The sequence below is a fragment of the Paenibacillus sp. B46(2026) genome (genome assembly GCF_056786355.1).
On record NZ_CM165907.1, the window covers coordinates 658,491 to 680,827 of the forward strand.

General features: G+C 43.6%; 23 protein-coding genes and 1 pseudogene. 21 read left to right on the forward strand and 3 right to left on the reverse strand.

Features of this window, described 5'->3' with window-relative positions:
• Positions 1 to 21 precede the first annotated feature (21 nt).
• On the forward strand, positions 22 to 777 hold the full coding sequence (locus AC1S8V_RS03100; protein ID WP_482072387.1) for a hypothetical protein: 756 nt from the start codon (positions 22 to 24) through the stop codon (positions 775 to 777).
• A gap of 111 nt (positions 778 to 888) precedes the next feature.
• Here the strand turns inward: AC1S8V_RS03100 and AC1S8V_RS03105 are convergent, their stop codons facing one another.
• Entirely contained in the window at positions 889 to 1,164 is a 276-nt protein-coding gene (locus AC1S8V_RS03105; RefSeq protein WP_482072388.1) for a transposase, read from the reverse strand.
• 398 nt (positions 1,165 to 1,562) lie between these two features.
• Here AC1S8V_RS03105 and AC1S8V_RS03110 point away from each other — a divergent pair, with 398 nt between their 5' ends.
• The 9 genes from AC1S8V_RS03110 (at position 1,563) to AC1S8V_RS03150 (ending at position 9,182) form a co-directional block, all read left to right on the forward strand.
• The gene (locus AC1S8V_RS03110; protein ID WP_017690840.1) at positions 1,563 to 1,751 is read left to right on the forward strand and encodes a hypothetical protein; all 189 of its coding nucleotides are present in this window, start codon (positions 1,563 to 1,565) and stop codon (positions 1,749 to 1,751) included.
• A 155-nt stretch (positions 1,752 to 1,906) separates the two neighbouring features.
• Entirely contained in the window at positions 1,907 to 2,650 is a 744-nt protein-coding gene (gene map / locus AC1S8V_RS03115; protein ID WP_482072389.1) for a type I methionyl aminopeptidase, read from the forward strand.
• 565 nt (positions 2,651 to 3,215) lie between these two features.
• Positions 3,216 to 4,268, forward strand: coding sequence for a cytochrome c oxidase subunit II (gene coxB / locus AC1S8V_RS03120; RefSeq protein WP_062837334.1), 1,053 nt, complete (start codon positions 3,216 to 3,218; stop codon positions 4,266 to 4,268).
• A gap of 71 nt (positions 4,269 to 4,339) precedes the next feature.
• Positions 4,340 to 6,190, forward strand: a complete 1,851-nt coding sequence (ctaD, locus tag AC1S8V_RS03125) for a cytochrome c oxidase subunit I (RefSeq protein ID WP_482074373.1) — start codon at positions 4,340 to 4,342, stop codon at positions 6,188 to 6,190.
• Positions 6,187 to 6,813 (forward strand): cytochrome c oxidase subunit 3, encoded by a 627-nt coding sequence (locus tag AC1S8V_RS03130; protein WP_482072390.1) that lies wholly within the window; start codon positions 6,187 to 6,189, stop codon positions 6,811 to 6,813. The genes ctaD and AC1S8V_RS03130 overlap by 4 nt, the downstream gene beginning before the upstream one ends.
• Before the next feature lie 3 nt (positions 6,814 to 6,816).
• Positions 6,817 to 7,137, forward strand: coding sequence for a cytochrome C oxidase subunit IV family protein (locus AC1S8V_RS03135; RefSeq protein ID WP_076332731.1), 321 nt, complete (start codon positions 6,817 to 6,819; stop codon positions 7,135 to 7,137).
• A 108-nt stretch (positions 7,138 to 7,245) separates the two neighbouring features.
• Complete coding sequence (gene ctaG, locus AC1S8V_RS03140) at positions 7,246 to 8,169, forward strand: cytochrome c oxidase assembly factor CtaG (RefSeq protein WP_482072391.1); 924 nt, start codon at positions 7,246 to 7,248, stop codon at positions 8,167 to 8,169.
• A 35-nt stretch (positions 8,170 to 8,204) separates the two neighbouring features.
• Complete coding sequence (locus AC1S8V_RS03145; protein WP_482072392.1) at positions 8,205 to 8,669, forward strand: DUF420 domain-containing protein; 465 nt, start codon at positions 8,205 to 8,207, stop codon at positions 8,667 to 8,669.
• 141 nt (positions 8,670 to 8,810) lie between these two features.
• A complete protein-coding gene (locus AC1S8V_RS03150; RefSeq protein WP_482072393.1) occupies positions 8,811 to 9,182 on the forward strand; it encodes a hypothetical protein in 372 nt (123 codons plus the stop codon).
• Between the two features lie 113 nt (positions 9,183 to 9,295).
• Here AC1S8V_RS03150 and AC1S8V_RS03155 read toward each other — a convergent pair whose 3' ends face one another.
• On the reverse strand, positions 9,296 to 9,613 hold the full coding sequence (locus AC1S8V_RS03155; protein ID WP_482072394.1) for a hypothetical protein: 318 nt from the start codon (positions 9,611 to 9,613) through the stop codon (positions 9,296 to 9,298).
• A 241-nt stretch (positions 9,614 to 9,854) separates the two neighbouring features.
• On the opposite strand from AC1S8V_RS03155, the gene AC1S8V_RS03160 reads away from it, so the two are divergent.
• The 11 genes and pseudogenes from AC1S8V_RS03160 (at position 9,855) to AC1S8V_RS03210 (ending at position 21,383) form a co-directional block, all read left to right on the forward strand.
• Positions 9,855 to 10,568, forward strand: a complete 714-nt coding sequence (locus tag AC1S8V_RS03160; protein ID WP_482072395.1) for a hypothetical protein — start codon at positions 9,855 to 9,857, stop codon at positions 10,566 to 10,568.
• A gap of 96 nt (positions 10,569 to 10,664) precedes the next feature.
• Positions 10,665 to 11,054 carry a GntR family transcriptional regulator gene (locus AC1S8V_RS03165; RefSeq protein WP_458461851.1) on the forward strand — a complete coding sequence of 130 codons (390 nt, stop codon included), beginning with the start codon at positions 10,665 to 10,667 and terminating at the stop codon, positions 11,052 to 11,054.
• Positions 11,055 to 11,069: 15 nt separating this feature from the next.
• The gene (locus AC1S8V_RS03170) at positions 11,070 to 11,966 is read left to right on the forward strand and encodes an ATP-binding cassette domain-containing protein (protein WP_482072396.1); all 897 of its coding nucleotides are present in this window, start codon (positions 11,070 to 11,072) and stop codon (positions 11,964 to 11,966) included.
• 20 nt (positions 11,967 to 11,986) lie between these two features.
• Positions 11,987 to 12,889, forward strand: a complete 903-nt coding sequence (locus tag AC1S8V_RS03175; protein WP_482074374.1) for an ABC transporter ATP-binding protein — start codon at positions 11,987 to 11,989, stop codon at positions 12,887 to 12,889.
• Complete coding sequence (locus tag AC1S8V_RS03180; protein WP_482072397.1) at positions 12,882 to 14,180, forward strand: ABC transporter permease; 1,299 nt, start codon at positions 12,882 to 12,884, stop codon at positions 14,178 to 14,180. The genes AC1S8V_RS03175 and AC1S8V_RS03180 overlap by 8 nt, the downstream gene beginning before the upstream one ends.
• A 1,481-nt stretch (positions 14,181 to 15,661) precedes the next feature.
• The gene (locus tag AC1S8V_RS03185) at positions 15,662 to 17,653 is read left to right on the forward strand and encodes an AAA family ATPase (protein WP_482072398.1); all 1,992 of its coding nucleotides are present in this window, start codon (positions 15,662 to 15,664) and stop codon (positions 17,651 to 17,653) included.
• Positions 17,654 to 17,754: 101 nt separating this feature from the next.
• A complete protein-coding gene (locus AC1S8V_RS03190; protein WP_482072399.1) occupies positions 17,755 to 18,711 on the forward strand; it encodes an IS30 family transposase in 957 nt (318 codons plus the stop codon).
• A 45-nt stretch (positions 18,712 to 18,756) separates the two neighbouring features.
• Positions 18,757 to 19,038, forward strand: a complete 282-nt coding sequence (locus AC1S8V_RS03195) for a hypothetical protein (protein ID WP_482072400.1) — start codon at positions 18,757 to 18,759, stop codon at positions 19,036 to 19,038.
• A gap of 247 nt (positions 19,039 to 19,285) precedes the next feature.
• Positions 19,286 to 19,684: a MarR family winged helix-turn-helix transcriptional regulator gene (locus AC1S8V_RS03200; RefSeq protein ID WP_482072401.1), complete on the forward strand. Its 399-nt coding sequence runs from the start codon at positions 19,286 to 19,288 to the stop codon at positions 19,682 to 19,684.
• Between the two features lie 46 nt (positions 19,685 to 19,730).
• Positions 19,731 to 21,074, forward strand: coding sequence for an SCP2 sterol-binding domain-containing protein (locus AC1S8V_RS03205; RefSeq protein ID WP_482072402.1), 1,344 nt, complete (start codon positions 19,731 to 19,733; stop codon positions 21,072 to 21,074).
• An 80-nt stretch (positions 21,075 to 21,154) separates the two neighbouring features.
• Positions 21,155 to 21,383, forward strand: a pseudogene (locus AC1S8V_RS03210) (ferredoxin).
• A 472-nt stretch (positions 21,384 to 21,855) separates the two neighbouring features.
• Here the strand turns inward: AC1S8V_RS03210 and AC1S8V_RS03215 are convergent.
• Positions 21,856 to 22,305 (reverse strand): helix-turn-helix transcriptional regulator, encoded by a 450-nt coding sequence (locus AC1S8V_RS03215; RefSeq protein WP_482072403.1) that lies wholly within the window; start codon positions 22,303 to 22,305, stop codon positions 21,856 to 21,858.
• Between the last annotated feature and the right edge of the window lie 32 nt (positions 22,306 to 22,337).

Consider the following 22,337-nt stretch of genomic DNA (forward strand, 5'->3'; position numbering starts at 1 on the left):
GAGCATATGAATGTTCAGCCTGTGGATATGATTATCGTCAATGAGGAATATAACGGGTACGTACTACATCTCAAAAGAAAAAAGAGAGCGATCGTCTTGGGGATCCCTTTGTTTGCAGCTCTGACATTAGAGGAGAAGGTAGCCGCAATTAGTCAACAAATGAGTCAGTTGGCACACCCCAATATATCTAATAGCTCTTTCGTTGAACGTGCCAAACACGTACTACATTCCTGGCTCGACACGATCAATCCGGAGGGAAGCGGTTTATTAACTTGGGTGGTATTCCCAATTATCATATTTCGCTTATTGTTGCTTGCCATTGTTGGTGGGATATATGTCTTATTACTTTGGAGCATGAGGCCTGAGATGCAGCGAGCTTTCTACATCGCAGATCATGAAGCTTCGGAGACAGCTGGAAGTAAAGCAATAGAGTCTTTGTTTTTGAAGTCCGAGATGGCAGGCCTCTTTGCGCTTACAGCTGAGCAAGTGGCAGAATATCAGTACAACAAGGAATTGTATGAGGAATTCAGAAGTCGTATTTCTGCCGTTCCAAGCCAAGAGATTCTTCGACTTCAACGTTTGCAGGTAACGCGTGATACCCAGGATCATGCTTATCACCCTCCAACAATGTATCGAATTGAATTGATAAGAGAGCATTGGGTAATGATTCCTGGTTATCGGCCTGATGCAGCCAGAGAACGGAAAATTAACGAGGAGTTTCGTCTATTGGAGCAGAGCTCCCAGAAAATCCTGCTGAGTGATTTAAGGGGAAATTAACCAAAGAGTTTCGAGGATTTATCTTAAAATGAAACAAGGACAGCAACAGCCGATATATGGCGTGTACTGCCCTTGTATTTTTCTAGCTCAACATACTTTTAACAAACAAAATTATCCACCCTGAAACTGTCTGCGTGGGCTGTCGATCTTGCCTTTTTTGTCGGTATCGTCTTCTTTGGGTACCAAACGTTCATCGGTACGACCTTCGTGGTGATTATCAAATGCATATTCGACCAGTTTCCATTCCGACTTGCCTAGAACGGGGTCAGCCGGGAAGTGTTGCCCCCGGTGCAGATGTTCCTCACGTCCGGCTTCGTTGATGTAAACTCCGTCTACTTCCACCTTTTCATGCGAAAGGGGCAGCATATCCTGTTCTTTGCGGTCCATGAGACGACGCCTCCTTTGGATACCAGTAATTTAACTGTATGGGTTGTCCGTGATAATATCCCCCGAATAGTTGAGTGTTATGCTGGATATATTAATTCCGAATAGAATGTTCGCAAGCACTACATATGATTCGGAATTAAACTTTTTGGGCATAAGAACCGTTATATTTATTAGAGGAAATCGTCAAGTCGTAAGATACTTCCGAATATGCTACAATAAGATTATGATTCATTCCGAATCATATCGGGTATTTATAGTGTCAGGTACTTGCTATCAGCGAGGTTCCCGACCTAAAGCTTGCTTTAAGCCGCGCACACAACTTCATGGATGGCATTTAAGACTTATTCGGCATTCTCTAAACGGAGCATTCACTTTCAACGTTTTGGGAGGGAATTACAATGGCAACGAAAGGTCACAATGAGGTCAAAGAAAGTTTGAGGGAAATGACTCGGATTTTCCGTCCTAAAGATCCAAAAAAATTCGTGAAGGAGTACGTGAGGAAATACCGGATTACGGGTGGATATGAGGAAGAATTGACTTCTGTGGTTGAGCATGAGCTTGTCAAGATGGATTCTTCCGTGTCCTGAAACATGAACACACAACTCTGATTATACTGTTCCGATAATGAATAGAACCGTCTCCCGGGCGTTAAGCTCCGGCAGGCGGTTTTTTTTTGCGTTCCTGCTGCATATATATGGAAGTACACCTACAGCGGGAAGGATGAAAGCCTGTGGACCCTATTTTGAAAACCAAAGAAGAGATCGGCTACATGCGGGAAGCAGGACGAATTTTGCGAAGCTGTCACCAACATATTGAGCAGTGGATGGTCCCCGGCATCACAACAGCAGAGATCAATGAGCGAGTCGAAGATTTCCTCGCAGAACATGGGGCCACACCAGAGCAAAAAGGGTATAAAGGATATCCATACGCGACTTGTGCCTCCGTCAATGAAGTGGTGTGCCACGGATTTCCGAGCAATGAGGCGCTGGCAAGCGGGGATGTAGTGACCATCGATATGGTGGTGAACAAAGATAGCTGGCTTGCTGACTCGGCCTGGACATATGGAATTGGTGAACCAAGCAGATCCATTCGCAAGCTGATGAGGCGCACGGAGAAAGCACTTGAGCGAGCCATAGCACAGGCAGTCCCAGGCAATACGCTCGGAGATATTGGAAGCGCCATTGAACGAACAGCCCGACTATATCGGTATGGGATTGTGAAGCCCCTCATTGGTCATGGGATTGGTCAATATATTCATGAACCGCCCAATGTACTGCCCTATGGCAAACGCAGAACGGGCATAATGCTCACCGAGGGCATGGTCATTACCATTGAGCCGATCTTTACGAAAGGCAGTTCAGGAGCCGTTGTATGGGATGAGGATGGGTGGACCGTGAGAACAGTAGATGGCAGCTGGGGCGTTCAGTATGAACATACCGTTGCCATAACTGGGGATGGCCCTTTGATCCTGACCAACGGTACGTGAGATAAGGTCAGTGAAGAGGATAACTTGAGTTGAACTTCTCAGGAATGCTCCATGCTGTTTTAGGACTTAATTAAAGCAGTATGGAGCGGTATGCCTGGCTTCTGGATTGATATGGGAGATGTTTCCCATAAAAATGAACCTTTCTTTTGCATAATACCGCATGTTTTCAATGTGAGGAAAATCACCAATTTATCAAGTTTTATCACCGAAATTTGGCAAAAATTTTCAAATGTAGAGAGTAATATTTTTAACTGAAATCGTTTACAAATCAAGTTACAGAGCGGTTTTTTACATAAAGTGAACAATTTGTGAACATGTGTCCAAAGATTGACAAAATCATACCCTCAACTTATATTTAATAAGTGATTGAAGCATATAGAATGAATTGGAAGAATGCGCAGACATGCCCTGAGCAGGAAATGACGGGAGTACTGGAAGCGTTATTTTTGTAAGCGTTCTGTATGACGAAGAGGATTATGCGTATCGTGCTGAAACGTACCTTTTGTTGCCTTTCTACCGAACGACAACGGTAATCTACGAAAACGTAAAAAAGTGGGGTAGATCAATGATGAAACAGTGGCAGGTTGCAAAGCGAATTCTCCCCTTGCTGGCGGTGTTCTCTTTGCTGCTATCCGCATGCGGGCGGGAAGACTTGTCGGTAATGAAACCTCAGGGTCCTGTGGCGCAAGGCCAATACGATCTGATGAAGCTGTCCATCGCGATTATGATCGTGGTGCTCATCATTGTATTCGCCATAGCGGCCTATGTCCTGATCCGGTTTCGCAGACGGGCCGGGCAGACTGAGATGCCCGAACAGGTTGAAGGTAATTTCAAGCTGGAAGTAATATGGACAGCCATTCCGTTATTGCTGGTTATTGTTCTGGCAGTACCGACGGTACAAACGATTTTTGCCCAAGGCGAAGATCTGTCTAATGACAAAAATGCACTTAAGGTCCAAGTCACCTCGCATCAGTACTGGTGGGAATTCACTTATCCTCAATATGACGTAACCACCGCTCAAGATCTCATCATCCCGACCGGAACCAAAATCGCATTCGAATTGAAAACCGCTGACGTGCTTCACTCCTTCTGGGTGCCGTCACTTGCGGGAAAAATGGACACAAACCCGGATGGAACGCTTAACAAGTTCAGTTTCTCTGCACCAAATGAAGGCGTTTACCGCGGTAAATGTGCCGAATTATGTGGCAGATCGCATGCTTTCATGGAATTTAAGGTAAAAGCAGTGAGTCAGGAATCCTTTGACAGATGGGTGAACCAGATGAAAGCACCCGCAGTCCTTCCTGAAGATGCTCAATTGGCCGAAAAGTTCAAAACAAACTGCCTTTCTTGCCACGCTGTTGGTGATCAAGGTGGACCTGTTGCACCTGACCTGACGGGAATCGGCGGCAAAGAATCTGTCGCAGGCATTCTGCTGAATTATCGTGAGGGGCAGGAAGAAGGTAATCCGGTACTGGATAACATGAAAGAATGGCTCCATGATCCACAATCCGTGAAGCCGGGCAATACCATGCCGAATCCCAAAGATCTTGGGTTGACGGATGAAGAAATCGACGGAATTGCCGAATATCTGGCCAACTACAAATTGGACTATGAATAGAACAGCAAGGACGAAGAAGGGGGTACACAACCTTGGCTCATGCGCATAGCGTCAAGAGGTACAGGGGCTTGATGGATTGGATCACCACCGTCGATCACAAAAAAATCGCCATTCTTTATTTGGTTGCGGGTGGATTTTTCTTCGGAATCGGCGGCATTGAAGCCATTTTGATTCGGATTCAACTGATGAAACCGATGAATGATTTTGTATCAGCACAAGTCTTCAACGAATTGATTACCATGCACGGAACAACGATGATTTTCCTTGGTGTCATGCCACTTATATTTGCCATTATGAATGCTGTTGTGCCTTTACAGATCGGGGCACGGGACGTTGCCTTTCCGTTTCTTAACGCGCTCGGTTTCTGGACATTCCTGTTTGGTGGACTGTTGCTGAACCTGAGCTGGGTTATGGGCGGAGCACCGGATGCGGGCTGGACTTCATATACGCCGCTTTCGGGCAGTGAATATAGTGGAACGCATGGCGTGGATTTCTACACCATAGGTCTTCAGATCGCGGGTCTGGGGACACTTATCGGGGGCATTAACTTTCTCGCTACGATTATTACAATGCGTGCTCCGGGCATGTCTTACATGCGGATGCCGATGTTTACATGGACGACATTTATTACATCGGCCATTATCCTTTTTGCTTTTCCTGCCATCACGGTAGGACTTGTACTCTTAACATTTGATCGTATTCTGGGAGCGAATTTCTTCGATGTTGCAGGTGGCGGTAACCCGGTACTTTGGCAGCACATCTTCTGGATCTTTGGGCACCCGGAGGTATACATTCTTATTTTGCCGGCATTTGGTATTATCTCGGAGGTTATTCCAACCTTCTCGCGTAAACGGTTGTTTGGATACAGCTCTATGGTATTTGCTACCATCTTGATTGCCTTCCTTGGCTTCATGGTCTGGGCGCATCACATGTTTACAACAGGTCTGGGTAATGTAGCTAACGCGCTTTTCTCCATCTCAACGATGTTGATTGCCGTACCTACGGGGATCAAGATCTTTAACTGGCTCTTTACGATGTGGGGTGGACAGATCCGTTTTACAGCGGCAAATCTGTTCGCAGTTGGTTTCGTCCCAACCTTCGTTATGGGTGGCGTTACAGGCGTTATGCTGGCATCTGCTCCGGCGGATTTCCAGTTCCATGATACGTACTTTGTTGTGGCCCACTTTCACTACGTTATTGTAGGGGGACTGGTTCTTGGATTGTTCTCGGGATTGCATTACTGGTGGCCGAAGATGTTCGGACGTATTCTAAGCGAAACACTGGGCAAATGGACATTCTGGACATTTATGATCGGTTTCCAATTAACGTTCTTTGTACAGCATTTCCTCGGTCTGATGGGGATGCAGCGCCGGATCGTTACATACTTGCCGAATCAGGACTTTGACCTGCTCAATCTGGTCAGTTCCGTCGGTGCATTTCTAATGGGTGTTGGGGTTATCATGTTCCTCGTGAACATCGTGATTACAACGAGAAAACCAGCTGGTGCGCCGAACGATCCGTGGGAAGACGGCCGTACACTGGAATGGTCCATTCCATCTCCGCCGCCGGAATATAACTTCAAGCAGACTCCGCTGGTACGCGGAATTGATGCTTATTGGAAGGAAAAGATGGCAGGCAATACGGAGATGACACCGGCAGAACCTGTAGGTTCGATTCATATGCCTTCAGCAACGCCGTTGCCGTTTGTGATGTCAGTAGGTATCTTTATTGCAGGACTTGGCTTGATGTTCAGCAAGGATGAATTTGGAAATGCGTTTATGAATGTCATTTTCAACAATTATATTGTAGTTATTATTGGTCTCGTAATCACTTTCGGCGCAATGGCACTTCGTTCACTATATGATGATCATGGCTGGCATATTGAACCGGAGGATCAGGATGAGAAGGGGGCTAGAACATGACAACCTCACATGCCGAACCGGTGAACGACAAATTGCCGCATGAACCGGAGAAAGCAACGCTGGAAGGACGTAACAAGCTTATTGCCTTCTGGTTGTTCCTTGGCGGCGAGACGGTACTGTTCGGTACACTCTTTGCTACCTTCCTGGCTCTTCGTGGCCAAACCAATGGTGGACCTACGGCGAATGAACTGTTCCACCTGCCACTTGTGGCAGCTGCAACGTTCATTCTCCTGGTCAGTAGTTTGACAAGTGTATTTGCCATTCAGGCTATGCATAAGGGCAAACGAGATGCACTGGCATTGTGGCTGGGCATCACAGTGGTACTGGGTATGGGATTTCTCGCACTGGAAATATACGAGTTCTATGAGTATGTGAAACATAAAGAGTTCGGTATGACCACAAGTGCATTCAGTTCAGCATTTTATACACTGGTCGGGTTCCACGGAGCCCACGTTGCTTTCGGTATTGTATGGATCGGAATCATTATCGGGCAGCTGTTCAAAAAAGGATTGACGGTCGTAACTGCACCTAAAGTATACGTCTCCGCAATGTACTGGCATTTTATTGACGTGGTCTGGGTGTTCATCTTTACGGTCGTGTACCTGCTCGGAAAGGTGGGCTAATACATGTCGGCACAGGATAAGACAGATCAACAACCTGTGAAACACCGTCACCGGACGGAAGGGCCACAGAAACATGTCGTGGTGTTTATTTTCTCCATTATTCTCACGCTGATTGCATTTGCGGCCGCTTCTGCCGGAGGGGTCAACACGACCTTTACGATTATTATTTTGCTCGTCATGGCTATTCTTCAGGTATTTGTTCAATTAGGTTACTGGATGCACATGAAGGACAAAGGGCATTTGATGCCGATTCTGTTCATGGCCTTTGGTTTTTTCGTAGCCTTTACGTGCATTATTATGGCACTCTATTGGGTCTGGTGGTAAAAGAGATGGCGGCGGCGCATTGCCGCCGTCTTTTCCCCTTTTTGGCGAATGGAACTTCTCAGAGGAATATTGGCAACAATCAAATTAGGTCACGGGGAGGTTTCCCGTATGCTCGGGTTGCAATACTTTAGCTTCAACGACTTGTGGAGTCCGTTTATATTGGCTTTATTTCTGATCATTGCTGCAGCCTACTTAGTGCTTGTCGGACCGTTAAGCGAGCAAATAAAGGATGCAGAGCCAGCGAGTGCTGCACAGAAAATCATGTTTATTACAGGGCTGTTCGTCCTGTATCTGGCTCAAGCTGGGCCTTTTAATCTGCTTGGTCACGTGATGTTTAGCTTCCATATGGTGAGCATGGCGTTCTCATATCTGGTAGCTCCGCCGCTGATGATGAAAGGATTACCGATCTGGGTGTGGCGCAGAATCGTACGTTGGTTACCAACACGCCAGCTTTCGTTCCTGGCTCATCCGATCGTTGCGGCAGTGCTCTTTAACGGGTTGTTCTCGCTGTATCACCTGCCGATTGTACATGACTACGTTATGCTGAATTTTACCGTTCACCGGTTGTATTATATTGCGCTGTTCATTACCTCCATGCTCATGTGGTGGACATTGCTTAATCCGTTGCCAGAAGGCAGACAAGCATCAGGGTTATCCAAGATCGGTTTTATATTTCTGAATATGGTGCTGCTTACGCCTGCGTGTGGATTGATTATCTTTGCGTCCGAGCCGTTGTATCAGACGTACAGCAACCCGGCAGTATGGGCTGAAGCCATGCGGTATTGTGTATCTGGAGATTCTACGACGTTACTTCGCTCATTCGGTGGGCCTGCCTTCTTTAACTTTTTGTCTTCGGCGAAAGAAGATCAGCAGGTCGGTGGCATTGTGATGAAGTTTATTCAGGAGGGGATTTTTGCCTCCATGCTGGCTTATGTCTTTTTCCAATGGTATCGGAAAGAGAAACAGGAAGATGACGATGATTCATATCCCGCAGGAGGCACAGGAGGGCCGCTCAACCCGGCTGCCAAATAATTAAGGCAATGTTCTGACAAGAGGGGGAACACACGATGGATATGTATTTTTGGCTACCCACGATCAGCACTTCTTTCATTGTGATTAGTGCAGTACTGGTGGGGATCGGGTGGGTACTGATTATTCGGGGCAAACGTGAGGCACACCAGTCCGCCATGGTCGCAGGAGCGATTGCGGCTCTGATCTTCTTTGTGATCTATATGTCGCGCACGGTATTCGTGGGCAATACGGCTTGGGGCGGGGACCCGGATCTGGAGATCTTTTACCGGATATTTCTGATCTTTCATATCATTCTGGCTACTGTGGCTGCCATATTCGGGATCTCCACACTGGTGCTGGGATTCAAAAAGAAGTTCGGAACACATCGCCGCTGGGGCAAGTTCACGTCCATGATCTGGTTCGGCTCAGCACTGACAGGTGTTATCGTGTATGTCCTTTTGTATCTGTTATATCCTGGTGGTCATACACGTCCGGTATGGGAAGCCATTCTCGGCGTATAAAGAAGACATCCAACTATCGGCTTTCTTGGGTGTAAGCTACTCATTTCTTCTAAAAATATGAAAATGGACAAATCTAGCAGATGTTTCGTCCACGCTCCCTCTCTCTTCATTCATAGAATGAGTTCGAGAGGGGGAAACAAAATGAAAAAAGCAGTCAACGTCAGTCAAACGTATCCACGTCTTACCGTGTATTCAGAAGAGAACTACAGAGGGAGAAGCCGCATCTATCGTGGCAACACGGGTCTTCGTAACCTGGACAATATTTTGGACGGGGTGGAGAGCCTGCGCTTTTTCTCCACAAGTTCGAATGCAACACTGGTTGTGTTTACACGTCCTAACTTCCAAGGTGGATTCCGGGTCTTCCGAGGCAACACCAACTTGAGAGATTTGGATGATCTGATCCGAGGCAATGACGTGGAGTCTCTGATCTCTACGAATGAGCGGCTGACTCTGGCCGAGATTCGCGCCATCCGCAGTAATCGCAGTCTGCCTGGTGGCTATAACCTCGTTTAATCGCAAGGCCTCTTCTTCTAACAGGTGCTAGAGAACGGAAAAAGGGCTGTATCTGAAATTGTGTTTATGCACAATAACGGGTACAGCCCTTTTTTTGTTTTTGTGAGATCAGTTTAATCCCCGCCACCCCCACTGTCTCCGCCACCACTGTCGCTGCTGCTACCACTATCACCGTAGTGATGAGAATGTGTGCCTGATGAAGAATCTGAATCGTGATGTTTGTGATCGGGTGTGTGTCTGGAATGTCGATCATAGGAGTCTTCATTGGTAATGACCGGGTATGCCGAAGAAGAATCGGTATAGCGGTTGTTACGCTGCATACGATGTCTGCCTTTTTTGGCAGAATGTCGTTTGGGTTCAACGCGAACAATTAGCCAGATGACCACGATAAGGAAAAGGAACACAAAACCAATTTCAATCAGCGAATCCATAGATGAATCAATCCTTTCTATGTACCAGTTAAGTGAATGATTTTACAATGAACCTCTGTATGTTCAGAATCAAGTTTTATTTTAACGTAAATCGAAGATGAATCCCATCCTGCTTTCCTGATTCAGGAAAATAAGGGGTTGACGGGATAAGCGAGTGGTTTGTATACTGTGTATATTGATATATACAGTAAACACAGTGAGTAAAGGCACTCTAATGACAGATGGAAAGGCAGGCAATGATATGAACGCATGGAAGCAGGCTTGGTGGCTGACCCGTAGCGAGATGAACAAGGATAGGCTCCAATGGCTGTGGACCGTAATCTTCATGATATACACTGGCAGCATGGGCGGTGTGATGTTATTGGGACAACAACAGACGGATTTTTTGAATCCTTTTGCAGATGCCTACTTTTTGATCATGGTACCATTTCAAGGATTCTTGTTCAGTAGACGATCCTTTCGTTACATTCAAGAGGATTCCTATACACAGATGCTGACCTATTATCGCAGACTTCCTATTCCAGAACAGACAGTGATGTGGTCCAGGCTCCAGCAGTCTCTGATGGCGTTTGCGTACAATGGTATCTTTTTCTACGGATCATTATATGTGGTTGGACTTCATTTCGAAGGGTTCCGATGGGATCAATATCTGGCCTTTAGCATAACCTGGACAGGTTACGGGCTTCTCATGACTGGCTTATATATTTATGGAGAGTTTTTGCACAGTGGCAAGAAATATTTACTTCTCAGTATGCTGTTCATTCCGTTCACCGTGGTAATCTCCATTCTAATTCGAATGACAGGAAGCCATGGATTGCAGCTTGTGATAGATATGAGCCAATCATGGAGCCTGTTGTCTCCGATCATGTGGATCGCTTTGTTAGTTGGCTTGGCGGGATTGTGGTTATTCAGTCGATTGACACTGAAGAAGCTGGCCTGTCGGGATTTGAGTTAAATGTATGAGATATGAGCGTATGTACGAATACAGGATGAAACCGGCGCTGTTATGTCACAGACTGACTGAAGTGTACCGGAGGGCGAGGTGCAAGATGTGAATATACCGATTCAAATTAATGAAAATAGCGCTGAGCCTTTATACCATCAAATTGAAAATCAGTTAAGATCTTTAATTATAACAGGTCAATTGGGGGAGGGAACACATTTACCGTCCATTCGTGAATTCGCTGGATCACTGAATTGCAGTGTTATAACCGTTAGACGGGTCTATCAGGATCTGGAGAATGAAGGTTTGCTTCGTACGAAGCAGGGAACGGGTACATTTGTGGCTCAGGTCGAAGCTGGGGAACGAGAAAATTATAAATTGAAGGCGGCCAGAGAAGCTATGCAGGCAGCGGTGCAGTCCGGGAAATCGGTAGGGTGTACGGAAGAAGAGATGGAGAGCCTGTTCCGGGAGGTCCTGAAGGCTATTTACGCGAAGTAAGGGAGTGATTCATACATGGAACCCATAGCAATTCAGTTGAACGGCGTCTCCAAAATGCGAAAACGCAGAGTTATTGGCCCGATCGATCTGACCATCCCGGAAGGGTATGTAGTCGCTATTCTCGGTCATAACGGTTCAGGCAAAAGCACACTTCTTAACATGCTGCAACAAGTGGTACTGCCAGATGCCGGAGAGATTATATGGTTTGGGAAGGAACATGAAGGGCCGCTTCCCATTGAACTGAGACAACAGATCGGTTTTGTGGCAGATAACGCTGGTTCGGAAGAGAACCGGATAACAGCACAGGAAGCAGCCCATTTCCGGGCGTACTGGTACCCACGTTGGGATATGAAGTTGTTCGACCAACTGATTCACGATATGGAAGTACCTGTTGATGTGAAGCTGAACAAGATGTCCAAGGGAGAACGGCGGAAATTCGAGATTGCAGCTGCAATCGCAGCTCGCCCAAGACTATTGCTTTTAGATGAGCCTTCATCAGGACTGGACCCCTTTGCCTGGAAAGTGATGGTTGAGCAGTTCCGTACCTTCATGGCGGAGGGAGACACCACGATTCTGATTGCCACACATATAGCTGATGAAGTCAAAAGGCTTGCGGATTACATCGTATTGATGCACCGTGGTCAGTCGCTGGGGATGGCCGAGAAAGATATGGTGCTCGATCAGTGGAAAGAAGTCTGGTATGAAGGAGATTTAAGGCCAGAGAGTATCCCCGGTGTTGTGGAATCTTCTTTGGAAGAGAGGGATATGGTTCGCGTAATTACAACCCGGGTCAGCGAGGCACAGGAAAGGCTGGAGCTGTCCAATAACCGGGTATTGAAAATCCGTAACCTGGAATTGGATGAAGTGTTGGCATTCTGGATTGCCGGGTATGCACCCGTACAGTGGAAATAACCGAAGGGAGACGATAAATGATGAACCGATTGGAATTGAAGCAAGTCGTCAAGCAATATGCAGACAAAACAGCCGTTAATGGAGTCACGCTCAATGTAAAAGAAGGGGAGATTTACGGACTGCTCGGAGCCAATGGTGCAGGTAAAACAACAACAATGCGTATGGTGCTTGGACTGATCCACCCGGATGGCGGTAGCATCCAGTACAATGGCAAGTCATACAGCACAGAATTACAACAGATTATGGGTTACCTTCCGGAAGAACGCGGATTGTACCCGAAGGTGAAGGTCAGCGAACAGATCAATTATCTGGCCCGGCTTCGTGGCATGAGTGGCAAAGATGCAGACCAGAGCCTCAAGTACTGGCTGAACCGGTTTGAGGTACCTGAGTATTACGATAAGAAGATTGAGGAGTTATCCAAAGGTAATCAACAGAAAATGGGCTTTATTGCTGCCGTAGTGCATAGACCGCAGATTCTCATCCTGGATGAGGCATTCAGTGGACTTGATCCTGTCAATGTGGAGTTACTCAAATCCACCGTCAAGGAACTGCGGGACGAAGGCACGGCCATTCTGTTCTCGACGCACCGTATGGAGCACGTTGAAGAGTTATGTCGCCAGATCACCATTTTGCATCGTTCCAACACTGTGGTACAAGGAGAGATCAAGGAGATCAAGAGCCGTTATCCACGTGAGCAGGTATTCCTGGGTACAGTTGGAATTGTGGAAGGGCTGGAGCAATTGTCTGGTGTGAAGAAAGTTGAGCGTAATGAGCGCGGGTACCTGATACATATTGGTCAGGTGGAAGCCGCTCAAGAGATTTTGAGAACAGCCATGACTCAGACGACAGTGGAACACTTTGAACTTAAGGAACCAACGCTTAACCAAATCTTTATTCGTGAGGTAGGTGAGTCGAATGAATAAAATGGGAACAATTACGGGCTTCACATTCAAAAACAAAGTTAAAACGAAATCATTCATGGTGACGACCATTGTACTTGCACTTTTAATTTCGATAGGACTCAATGTTCCATATTTCATTACCTTATTCAATGGCGGTCCCATTGGCGGTGGAGCTTCAAGTAGCAATCCTGTAAACATTGGTCTTCTGAGTACAGGACAGCCTGAAGTTTCCGAGAAACTGGAGAGCTTCTCTTCAGCCCAAGGGGATCAGGCCTATCGATTTATTACGAGTGGTGACAAAGATGAGGCGGCGCTCAAAGCAGATGCAGAAGCTGGGCTTACCGATGGCTATCTGAAGTTTGAGGCTGTTGCTGGTCAGGAGTTCCCGCAGCCCATTCTATATTCAGCAGAAGACGTATCACCTCAGATCATTGCATCCATTGAAGCTGCGTTGCAGAGTGTGAAGCTGGATGTGGTTGTGAAGGATGTACTTACAGCGGAGCAAAAGGAACTGATTACAACACCTGTGAAGCTCACCGAGCAAAGCTTGAGTACAGATGAAAGTGGAGCCAGTACTGAGTCAGAAGGTGCGATGAGCCCGATTAACTATATTGTGGTGTACTTGTTGATCATCCTGCTGTTCACCTCGACTATGATGACAGGCAACATGATTGCCTCCGAGATCACAGCTGAGAAGAGCTCGCGTATTATGGAGATTCTGATTACAAGTGTATCACCGCTCAGTCAGATGTTTGGTAAAATCATCGGTATCTTCATGGTGGGTATGCTGCAAATCGGGATCTTCGGAGCGGTTGTTGCCGGAAATATCATGTTGCCGCATAACCGTGCAGTATTAGGCGATTTCGATATGAATCTGAGTGATGTGAATGTTGCGGTTATTGTATATGGACTCATATTCTACATTCTGGGTTACTTCCTGTATGCCGTGTTGTTCGCTGCCATTGGTTCAATGGTAAGCCGTACTGAAGAACTGGGTCAGGCTGTTCTGCCGATCACGATGTTGTCGCTCGTTTCCTTCTATATTGCGATCTTCAGTATTTCTACGCCGAACATTCTGTTGTTGAAAATCGCAAGCTTCATTCCATTCACGTCGCCAACCGCGATTCTGGTACGGATCGGCGCAGGAGTTGCGCCAACCTGGGAGATTTTAACGTCCTTAGCGATTCTCATTGTATCCATTATCATCTTCGGATGGCTTGCAGCCAAAATCTATCGCACAGGTGTGTTGATGTATGGTAAACGTCCAACCTTCAAGGAATTGTTTAAAGCCATGAAGGCATATAAGATCTAGGTTGAGTGCTGTTTTAATTGTGCGTTGTCATAATTGGTGAAAATATTTTCATAATAGATGAGAAAACTTTGTCATAATAGATGAGAAATGTATGTTTATGCATAGTTATTCAATTGAAACCTTATGAATTCGGGATCAGCTTTACAGTATTAATTCTGGGCTAAATTACTGTTGTAGTGGATGAGTGTAAGCAGTTCACTACAACAGATAAAAACAAAACAAACGACCGAGGAAATTGAATTTGATTAATTTTTTGAATATAAAATCGTAAGGCGCTGATGATCATGCAACAGTTAAAAAGGTTCTATATACAGTTTTGGAGGGAACCTCTTTGGTTTAAAGCATTGATCCTGACTACACTGTTACTTTCAATTGTATTTAGCAGTTCATCCTTTTCAGAGCAGGGCAACTATCAAAGCATCTCTAAATTAGCTATCGCTATTTTCTTCGTCGCATATGGAGTGAAGTTGCGGGGTAATCGTAAGGTTGCTATAGCATTCTTTTTCCTGGCTTTTATCAGTATCTATTTATCATGGAATACCTTAGATCTTACGAATAACTAGTACTCAACCTATATGACGGTTTCGTTTTTATTGTTTCTGTTAAATGATACATGTAATTAATTAAGAAGTATGAATGTGAACTTGAACCGCGATAGGTGCAAAATAAAGAGCGCTTATTGGACGATACAACTGGATAGAGGTCCATCCAACCACTTGATGGTTCAGATTAGCGACGAACACAGAGTAATGATATAAAGTCTCAATGAATTCATTGAGACTTCATATTTTAAATTGGTTATAAGCACGGCAGAATTTGAATAACAGTTTACTTCAGTTATTGAGCGCAGGAGTAGTTACTCTACTCTTAGAATCTGCTATAGGTGGAGAAAGTTCTGTGTTAAAGGACGCTGTTTACGGAACCATGGTGGATGTTGGAGCTGTTCTAACGGTTGTTGGTTTATGGATGGCTGGTAGCAAGAAACAATAAAGAAGAGGTAAATGAAGGATAGGCGCTACTCTGGTGGAGTGGCGCCTATTTATTTATTCATAAGAAATTATGCTTTAAAGTGTATTGGCGATGTAATGCTATATTGGGATTGTGACACTCCGGAAGTAAGAAATGAAAGTGGGTGGAATTACTGCACTGCGTTCAAGTGTAATACTCAACCTTGATAGTATAAATTTTGGTGTTATCTTCTATATTTTTTAAAAGGTCCATACTATCTGTACTTAAAGGAGAGTGAAAAAGGTGAAATATTCGCCGGTGGTGTTGATCATCTAATGGGATTACTTAAGAAGCTAAACTGTAAAATAGTAAATTATAAAGTATTAATGGATAGTTCTTTTTGCTCATCCTATTGAGTCTTTTGAACTGGCAAGGTAAAATTGGAAGTACATAGAATTTACTGTATAGAGTTTACTTGAAAGGGATTTTTTTTGTTGGTAGCATGCGAGTATTAATTAGATTAAACATTATAAATGAAAGAGATGATATATGTGCAAACCCCTTATATTTCAAGAGTGAAAATACTTAATTATCGTAATTTTAAGTCAATTGATGTTTGTATGAGTGATAAACAAGTTTTAATTGGTGAAAACAATGTTGGAAAAACTAACTTTTTGAGAGCTATCCAACTTATTCTGGATCCTAATTTGAATGACAATGATCGTTATTTAGAAGAGTCTGATTTCTATAATGGTTTGGAAAAACCAATGGAGAGCGGAGAAATTATTGAAATAATATTAGAAGTTCAAGGCTACGGACACAACAAAAATATTCTTTGTCAACTAAGTGATGCTACTTTGAAAATTACTCCAGAGACATTAAGAATTACATATCAGTTTTTTCCTAAACTTCGAGAAGATGGTGCAGTTGAAAGTTATAATTTTAGAATTTTCAAAGGTGAGAATGAAAATAACCCATTCACTCATACTGATAGGAAATATTTGAATATAAAGGTTATTAAAGCATTACGTGATGTTGAAGCAGATTTGAAAAACTCAAAAAAATCGCCTCTTAATGTATTGTTAAAGGCGTACGATATTGAAAAATCTAAACTTGAGGCAATTGCCCAAAGTATAAAACAACAAAATGATCAGGTTCTTTCGTTGGGAGAATTAAAAGATTTAGATAACCGAATGAATTTAAGATTTAAAGACTTTGTAGATATTTCACCGGATTCAATAGAATTAGGAACAAATGAGGTCAGCATTAATAGGGTTTTAAGCTCTTTAAAAGTATTACTTGGTGGAAGAGCCATTACAGATTCAAGTTTAGGACTAACTAATATTCTGTATATTACTTTAATGCTTCTTTCAATTGAGGATAGAACAATACCTTCTTTCATCAGTAAAGATTTATTTATGGAGTTACAGAAAATAGACAAGGGAAGCATCTTGAAAGATTCATACGAAGCAGACGAGGAAGGTAACATGACTCTGAAAAGTGATCTTGTGGAAGGGCTCGAAGCCAAGCTTTATGAGTTTATGGATTTGAATAATCCCATAGACGAAGGAATAACGATTTTAGCTATTGAAGAGCCTGAAGCACACTTACATCCAGCAATTCAAAGAACAATATATAGAGATGTATTCGAAAATTCCAATACTTCTGTATTGATGACGACTCATTCAACCCATATAGCTAGTATCACTCCTTTACAATCTATATTGCATCTGTACAAAGGAGAAAAAGAAACAAAAGCTTGTTCAAGTGCTAATTTAAGTCTAAAAGCTGAAGACTATAGCGACCTGGCTCGATATATTGATGCAAACAGAGGAGAAATATATTTTGGGAGAGGAGTCCTTTTAGTTGAAGGTATTACAGAAGAATACTTAGTGCCTAAATTTGCTGATCTTATGGAGAAGCCTCTTGATTATAAAGGTATTATAGTTTGTAACATTAACTCAACGAACTTTTCTCCTTATGTAAAATTACTTTCCTCACTAGGAATACCTTATGCTGTAATAACAGATGGAGATTATTATGAAATCGTCGATGAAGAAAGGAAGTATCACAGATTACACAATTCAGGAATTAAAGATTTCGGGTATCTAGGATTGGAAATAGTTGAGAAGATTATGCTCGAGTTAAATATAATAGAATCATCTGAGGCTACAGAAGATGAGTCGTATCCTGATAAAGACAGTCGGTTCAGAAAAAAGGGTTTTTTTGTAGGGAATTACACTTCAGAGGTTGATCTTATGTTTAAATGTTCCAAGGCTAAAGAAAGCAGAGACATTCTTATTAATCTTTTTAAAGATTTAACAAAAGGTGGAGAGAAACAAAAGAGTAACTTTCAAGAGAATATTAACAAAGGAGATTATTGGGCCTGTTTAAGACAAATTGAATCTTCACATAGTGGGATTGGAAAAGGACGTTTTTCTCAGCGGCTTGCTCAAAAATGTACATTAGAACAAATGCCTGGTCATATTAAGGGAGCAATTAATTATATCTATGACAGATTGTAATATGAAGTGCGACACCTACTGGAAATAAAAAAATGGCTCATAGCCTGATTCGTGTAGAATGAAAGTTACCACACAAGCATTCACACAAGGAGAATCAGTCCATGAGTTATTCACATCTTAGCATAATCGAACGCAGCAAGCTAGAAATCCTCCACAGCCAAGGCCAAAGTTCGAGAGCCATTGCAAAAGTACTAGGGAGGCATCCGTCGACGATTTGTCGTGAGTTAGATCGTGTTACTGCATCGCAACCCTATCAGGCAGAACAAGCTCAAAACGCTTATGAGGAGCGCCGTAAGGCTTCTGTCTCTCGAGGTAAATGGTCAGAAGCCTTGGCTGCTTCCTTGGAGAAGAAGCTTCAGGCGACGTGGTCTCCAGAACAAATCACCGAACGTTTCCGCATGGAAGGCCTGCCAACCGTCACCTTCAAAACTATCTATCGCTGGATCTACACGGGGCGCTTGGTTCAAGGCGTATTACAGGTTCTTCGGCACAAAGGGAAGCGTCAGAAACCCGCAGAAACTAGCGGTAAATTTGCCATTGGTCGATCCATTTCGGATCGTCCCAAAGAGGTACGTTCCCGTGAAACGTTTGGGCACTGGGAACTGGATACCGTCGTATCGGGCCGTGGGAAAAGTAAAGGCTGCGTGGCCACGTTGATTGAACGTAAAACACGCCTGTATACCGCTGTTCTCATGCCCGACCGTACCGCTTTGTCGATGGAGATTGCGCTCGGTGTAGCCATCTCACAGTACCCTACAGGGACCTTTCTCACAGCCACGGCTGACCGAGGAAAGGAGTTTGCATGTTATGCCAGTCTGGAAACCACGCATAACCTACACGTTTATTTTGCTGATCCGTATTCCTCTTGGCAACGCGGTTCCAACGAGAATGCGAATGGCTTACTACGAGAGTTCCACCCCAAAGGTACAGATTTCACTCAAGTGGAGGATGAAGAACTCGCACACTCACTCGATCTAATGAATCACAGACCACGGAAATGCTTGGGTTGGAAGACGGCTCACGAATCTTTTACAGAGGAACTGTCGCACTTGGTTTGACAATCCGTCATCATAGTAAAGTACCATGAGAACCTTGGGTCAATCATGAGTTCACAATGCAAAAGAAGTATTGCCTCTTTTCATTATGTTTATGAAGCAAAAATAAAACATGAGTTGGAAATGTTTTTCTTTACTCTTCTTCAAAATCAGAAGAATAATTCAGAGATAGAAGAATCAAAAATCGGGTCAGTGGTATTGAGTGCAAGCCTGTACGGAGCGGTAATGGACTGGAAGGAAAAAAGCTCTTTGTCTGTTGAACAATACCTTCAATATGCTATCCCTTATATATTCCAGAAAAATATTACTAATGCCTATGACCGACTATGACTCTATCAACTAAATTTGAGCATAACTATTTGGTTAAGTACTGATCTATAATCATATTTTTGAGAACCTACTGGTTTCTTAATTCAGAATCTAAAATTACAGACATATGATAGATCACGAATTTTTTAAATTTTCTAAAGCGAAATTGACATCGAAATAATATGTGTATATACTCCTATTTATGAGAGAACATAATTCAACTTCAGATTTTTCAGGGACGACCGATTTTACAGCAGAGTGCGCTTGCTTGAATTTAAGAAAAGCGTCCCGGTTCATTACCAGTTTATATGATGAATATTTAAGACCAGTCGGGCTTCGGGCTACACAGTTGTCGTTGCTGATGGCACTTGAACAGGCCGGCTCTGTCACCATTACATCTCTCTCCGAATTACTTCTTATGGATCGGACCACATTGCCACGAGATATGAAGCCGCTTGAGAGACAGGGCTGGGTGTCGATCACGGAAGGGGAGGATCGCAGGAAACGGTTTATTGCACTAACACCTGAAGGCCGGGACCTTCTTAAGCGTGCGCTGCCGTTATGGGAACAGGCGCAAATCCGTATTCGAGATTATATGGGAGAGGACCGTTATAAAGGTTTGCTTGGTCAATTGTCTGATATCGTTAAGCTGGACAAGCGAGATTAATTTTTTTCACCAAAAAGGTGTATATACACCTAATGAGAAAGGATAGATGAAAGTGGCCGATATGAAAAAACATCCCACAGTAGTGCGTTACTACGAATCCTCTGCGCAATCCGCCACTCTTGACAACGAAACACTTGATTATGAGTGGATACGTGACTTGTGTCTTGAGGCCGGAGCTGACGATGTCGGGGTTATATCCATTGAACGCTCCGAATTGGATGATCAGCGTGATGATATTCTATCCGTATTTCCGCATGCTAAGACGATGATCAGTTTCGTTGCCAGAATGAATCGAGAACCGATCCGCACACCAGCGCGATCCCTTGCCAATATTGAATTTCATCATACTGGCGATAAGGTAGCCGAGACATCCCATAACATTGTATCCGCATTGGAAGCGCGAGGAATACGAGCTTTAAATGCAGCTATGGGTTTCCCAATGGAGATGGATAAGTTTCCCGGTAAAGCATGGGTCGTTTCGCTCAAGCCTGTTGCCGTTGCGGCAGGGTTAGGTCATATGGGCATTCATCGCAATGTGATTCATCCGAAATTCGGAAATTTTATTCTGCTTGGTGCTATTATGCTGGATGCTCGGGTCAACAAGGAAGACCGGCCGATTGACTACAACCCGTGTCTGGAATGCAAGCTTTGTGTAGCTGCCTGCCCTGTCGGCGCGATCGGTGCAGACGGACAATTTAATTTTTCATCATGCGCTACGCACAATTATCGTGAGTTTATGGGCGGTTTCAGCGATTTTGTGGAAACGGTTGTGGACAGCAAGAACACCAAAGAGTTCCGGAATGAAGTACCCGCAACTGAATCGGCTTCATGGTGGCAAAGTTTGAGTTTCGGGGCTAACTACAAAGCGGCTTATTGCTTATCGGTTTGTCCGGCGGGCGATGATGTGATCGGGCCGTTTCTGAAAGACCGTAAAGGGTTCATGAATGATGTATTAAAGCCGTTGCAGGCGAAAGAAGAGACCATTTATGTAACTCCGGACTCAGATGCAGAGGAGTATGTCAAAAAACGCTTTCCCCATAAAACGGTAAAACGCGTCGGAAATGGACTCATGCCGAATTCGATTGGTCTTTTGGTCACCCTGATGCCTCATGTATTCCAGCCGAAGCAGGCGTTGGGTTTAAACTGTACCTATCATTTTACATTCACTGGCAATGAAACGAGACAAACGACATTCGACATTCGTGACAAAAAGCTCCAGGTTAGGGACGGTTTCCACGGCAAGCCGGATATTCGGATTACAGTGGATAGCAAAACGTGGCTTAAGATCGTGGCAAAGGAAAAAAATGTGGCGGCAGCTTTGCTGACAGGAAAACTGCGGCTCAAAGGGAATCCCAAATTGTTGATGAAATTTGAGAAATGTTTTGCATAGTGGAAAAGTTAGAGTAAATTTTCTTAATTGCAGGAAAGCTTAGAATACCAAATTACAAGTAAAGGAAGGGGGGGGATACAATTGTAGATAATGAAACTTGTATTGCGTGTGGAGCTACTGCACCAACTATTTTTGATTACGACGATGGGGGCTCGCTTCTGTTATTTTGATAATAATAAAGGAACAGCCATCGTACCTGATGAATACGAAGATGACTTACAAGATGTTATTGATGGATGTCCAACTAAATCAATTAAAATAGCTCATAAGTCGTTGAAGGTAAGATTACCAACGCTGTATAAAATATAACCATTGAAGCCGTTAATAGAGTGAAGTTTATCTATTTATAAAGTGATATTCCATAGGTTTCATTACATGGTGCAAGTTGTATCAATATTCAAAAAATTGATATAAACAAGTGTTAGTAGTTAAATTGTTGGATGTTTTAAAACCGCTTACGTGTCAAGGGTTATGAGTGATTTAAATTAATTGAATATATTAATTTAACTAAGACTGTTATCTAATATTAGATAGTGGTCTTTTTTGCGGTGTATAACTAAGTTGAAGATATCGCTAAAATCTGAATTCTTTATCATGCATAAAGATACAAAGTCAGTTTTACGTTTTTTCACACTAATTTTGAAAATCACTGAGAACATTAAAGGCTACAATAGATCTTTCTCATTAACTATGACAACACACAAAAAAAGAAGGTTCATACAGATCATCAGGTAACGCCCCAGACATTACAAAATTGATGCAAGATAAAGACAACTATATTTTAAGCAAGACGATATGTTTTACGATAAACCTGAGGCGAGAAGCCTGTCTGTTCCCTAAACACTCGGATAAAATAACTGACTTGAGAAAAACCTGTCAACTCCGCCACCTCATAAATAGGTATGTCAGAAGAAACAAGCAAATTTTTGGCTGCAGAAATTCGGCAATCCTTGAGGTATTCATTGGGTTTAACCCCGATAATTTTTTGGAAAACACGTATAAAATGGTATAAACTGTACCCAGCCATTTCTGCCATATGTTGTGAAGTCCATGGAAAAGCAGGCTTATCATAAATGTTATCAGCAATCCGATGGATCATTTCCTTTTGGTCTAATGTATTGGTCGTTTTAAGGGGTTCAGAATACTGGAGCAAACAGAGCAGTAGTTCATAAACTAATGCAGCTAAATGAGGTTCATTCGTCGTTTTAAAGCTATCCAGCAATTCAAACATACCGGAAAATATACGCTGGACTTGCCGAGGCC

Bases quoted from the DNA above. Each gene is read 5' to 3' on its own strand.
- AC1S8V_RS03185 (WP_482072398.1), top strand. From the start codon at position 15,662: ATGAAAGAGATGATATATGTGCAAACCCCTTATATTTCAAGAGTGAAA.
- AC1S8V_RS03130 (WP_482072390.1), top strand. From the start codon at position 6,187: ATGACAACCTCACATGCCGAACCGGTGAACGACAAATTGCCGCATGAA.
- AC1S8V_RS03150 (WP_482072393.1), top strand. From the start codon at position 8,811: ATGAAAAAAGCAGTCAACGTCAGTCAAACGTATCCACGTCTTACCGTG.
- AC1S8V_RS03195 (WP_482072400.1), top strand. From the start codon at position 18,757: ATGAGTTCACAATGCAAAAGAAGTATTGCCTCTTTTCATTATGTTTAT.
- AC1S8V_RS03215 (WP_482072403.1), bottom strand. From the start codon at position 22,305: ATGTTTGAATTGCTGGATAGCTTTAAAACGACGAATGAACCTCATTTA.
- AC1S8V_RS03205 (WP_482072402.1), top strand. From the start codon at position 19,731: ATGAAAGTGGCCGATATGAAAAAACATCCCACAGTAGTGCGTTACTAC.
- AC1S8V_RS03145 (WP_482072392.1), top strand. From the start codon at position 8,205: ATGGATATGTATTTTTGGCTACCCACGATCAGCACTTCTTTCATTGTG.
- AC1S8V_RS03175 (WP_482074374.1), top strand. From the start codon at position 11,987: ATGAACCGATTGGAATTGAAGCAAGTCGTCAAGCAATATGCAGACAAA.
- coxB (WP_062837334.1), top strand. From the start codon at position 3,216: ATGATGAAACAGTGGCAGGTTGCAAAGCGAATTCTCCCCTTGCTGGCG.
- AC1S8V_RS03110 (WP_017690840.1), top strand. From the start codon at position 1,563: ATGGCAACGAAAGGTCACAATGAGGTCAAAGAAAGTTTGAGGGAAATG.
- AC1S8V_RS03160 (WP_482072395.1), top strand. From the start codon at position 9,855: ATGAACGCATGGAAGCAGGCTTGGTGGCTGACCCGTAGCGAGATGAAC.
- AC1S8V_RS03155 (WP_482072394.1), bottom strand. From the start codon at position 9,613: ATGGATTCGCTGATTGAAATTGGTTTTGTGTTCCTTTTCCTTATCGTG.
- AC1S8V_RS03170 (WP_482072396.1), top strand. From the start codon at position 11,070: ATGGAACCCATAGCAATTCAGTTGAACGGCGTCTCCAAAATGCGAAAA.
- AC1S8V_RS03135 (WP_076332731.1), top strand. From the start codon at position 6,817: ATGTCGGCACAGGATAAGACAGATCAACAACCTGTGAAACACCGTCAC.
- ctaD (WP_482074373.1), top strand. From the start codon at position 4,340: ATGGATTGGATCACCACCGTCGATCACAAAAAAATCGCCATTCTTTAT.
- AC1S8V_RS03105 (WP_482072388.1), bottom strand. From the start codon at position 1,164: ATGGACCGCAAAGAACAGGATATGCTGCCCCTTTCGCATGAAAAGGTG.
- AC1S8V_RS03190 (WP_482072399.1), top strand. From the start codon at position 17,755: ATGAGTTATTCACATCTTAGCATAATCGAACGCAGCAAGCTAGAAATC.
- AC1S8V_RS03180 (WP_482072397.1), top strand. From the start codon at position 12,882: ATGAATAAAATGGGAACAATTACGGGCTTCACATTCAAAAACAAAGTT.
- ctaG (WP_482072391.1), top strand. From the start codon at position 7,246: ATGCTCGGGTTGCAATACTTTAGCTTCAACGACTTGTGGAGTCCGTTT.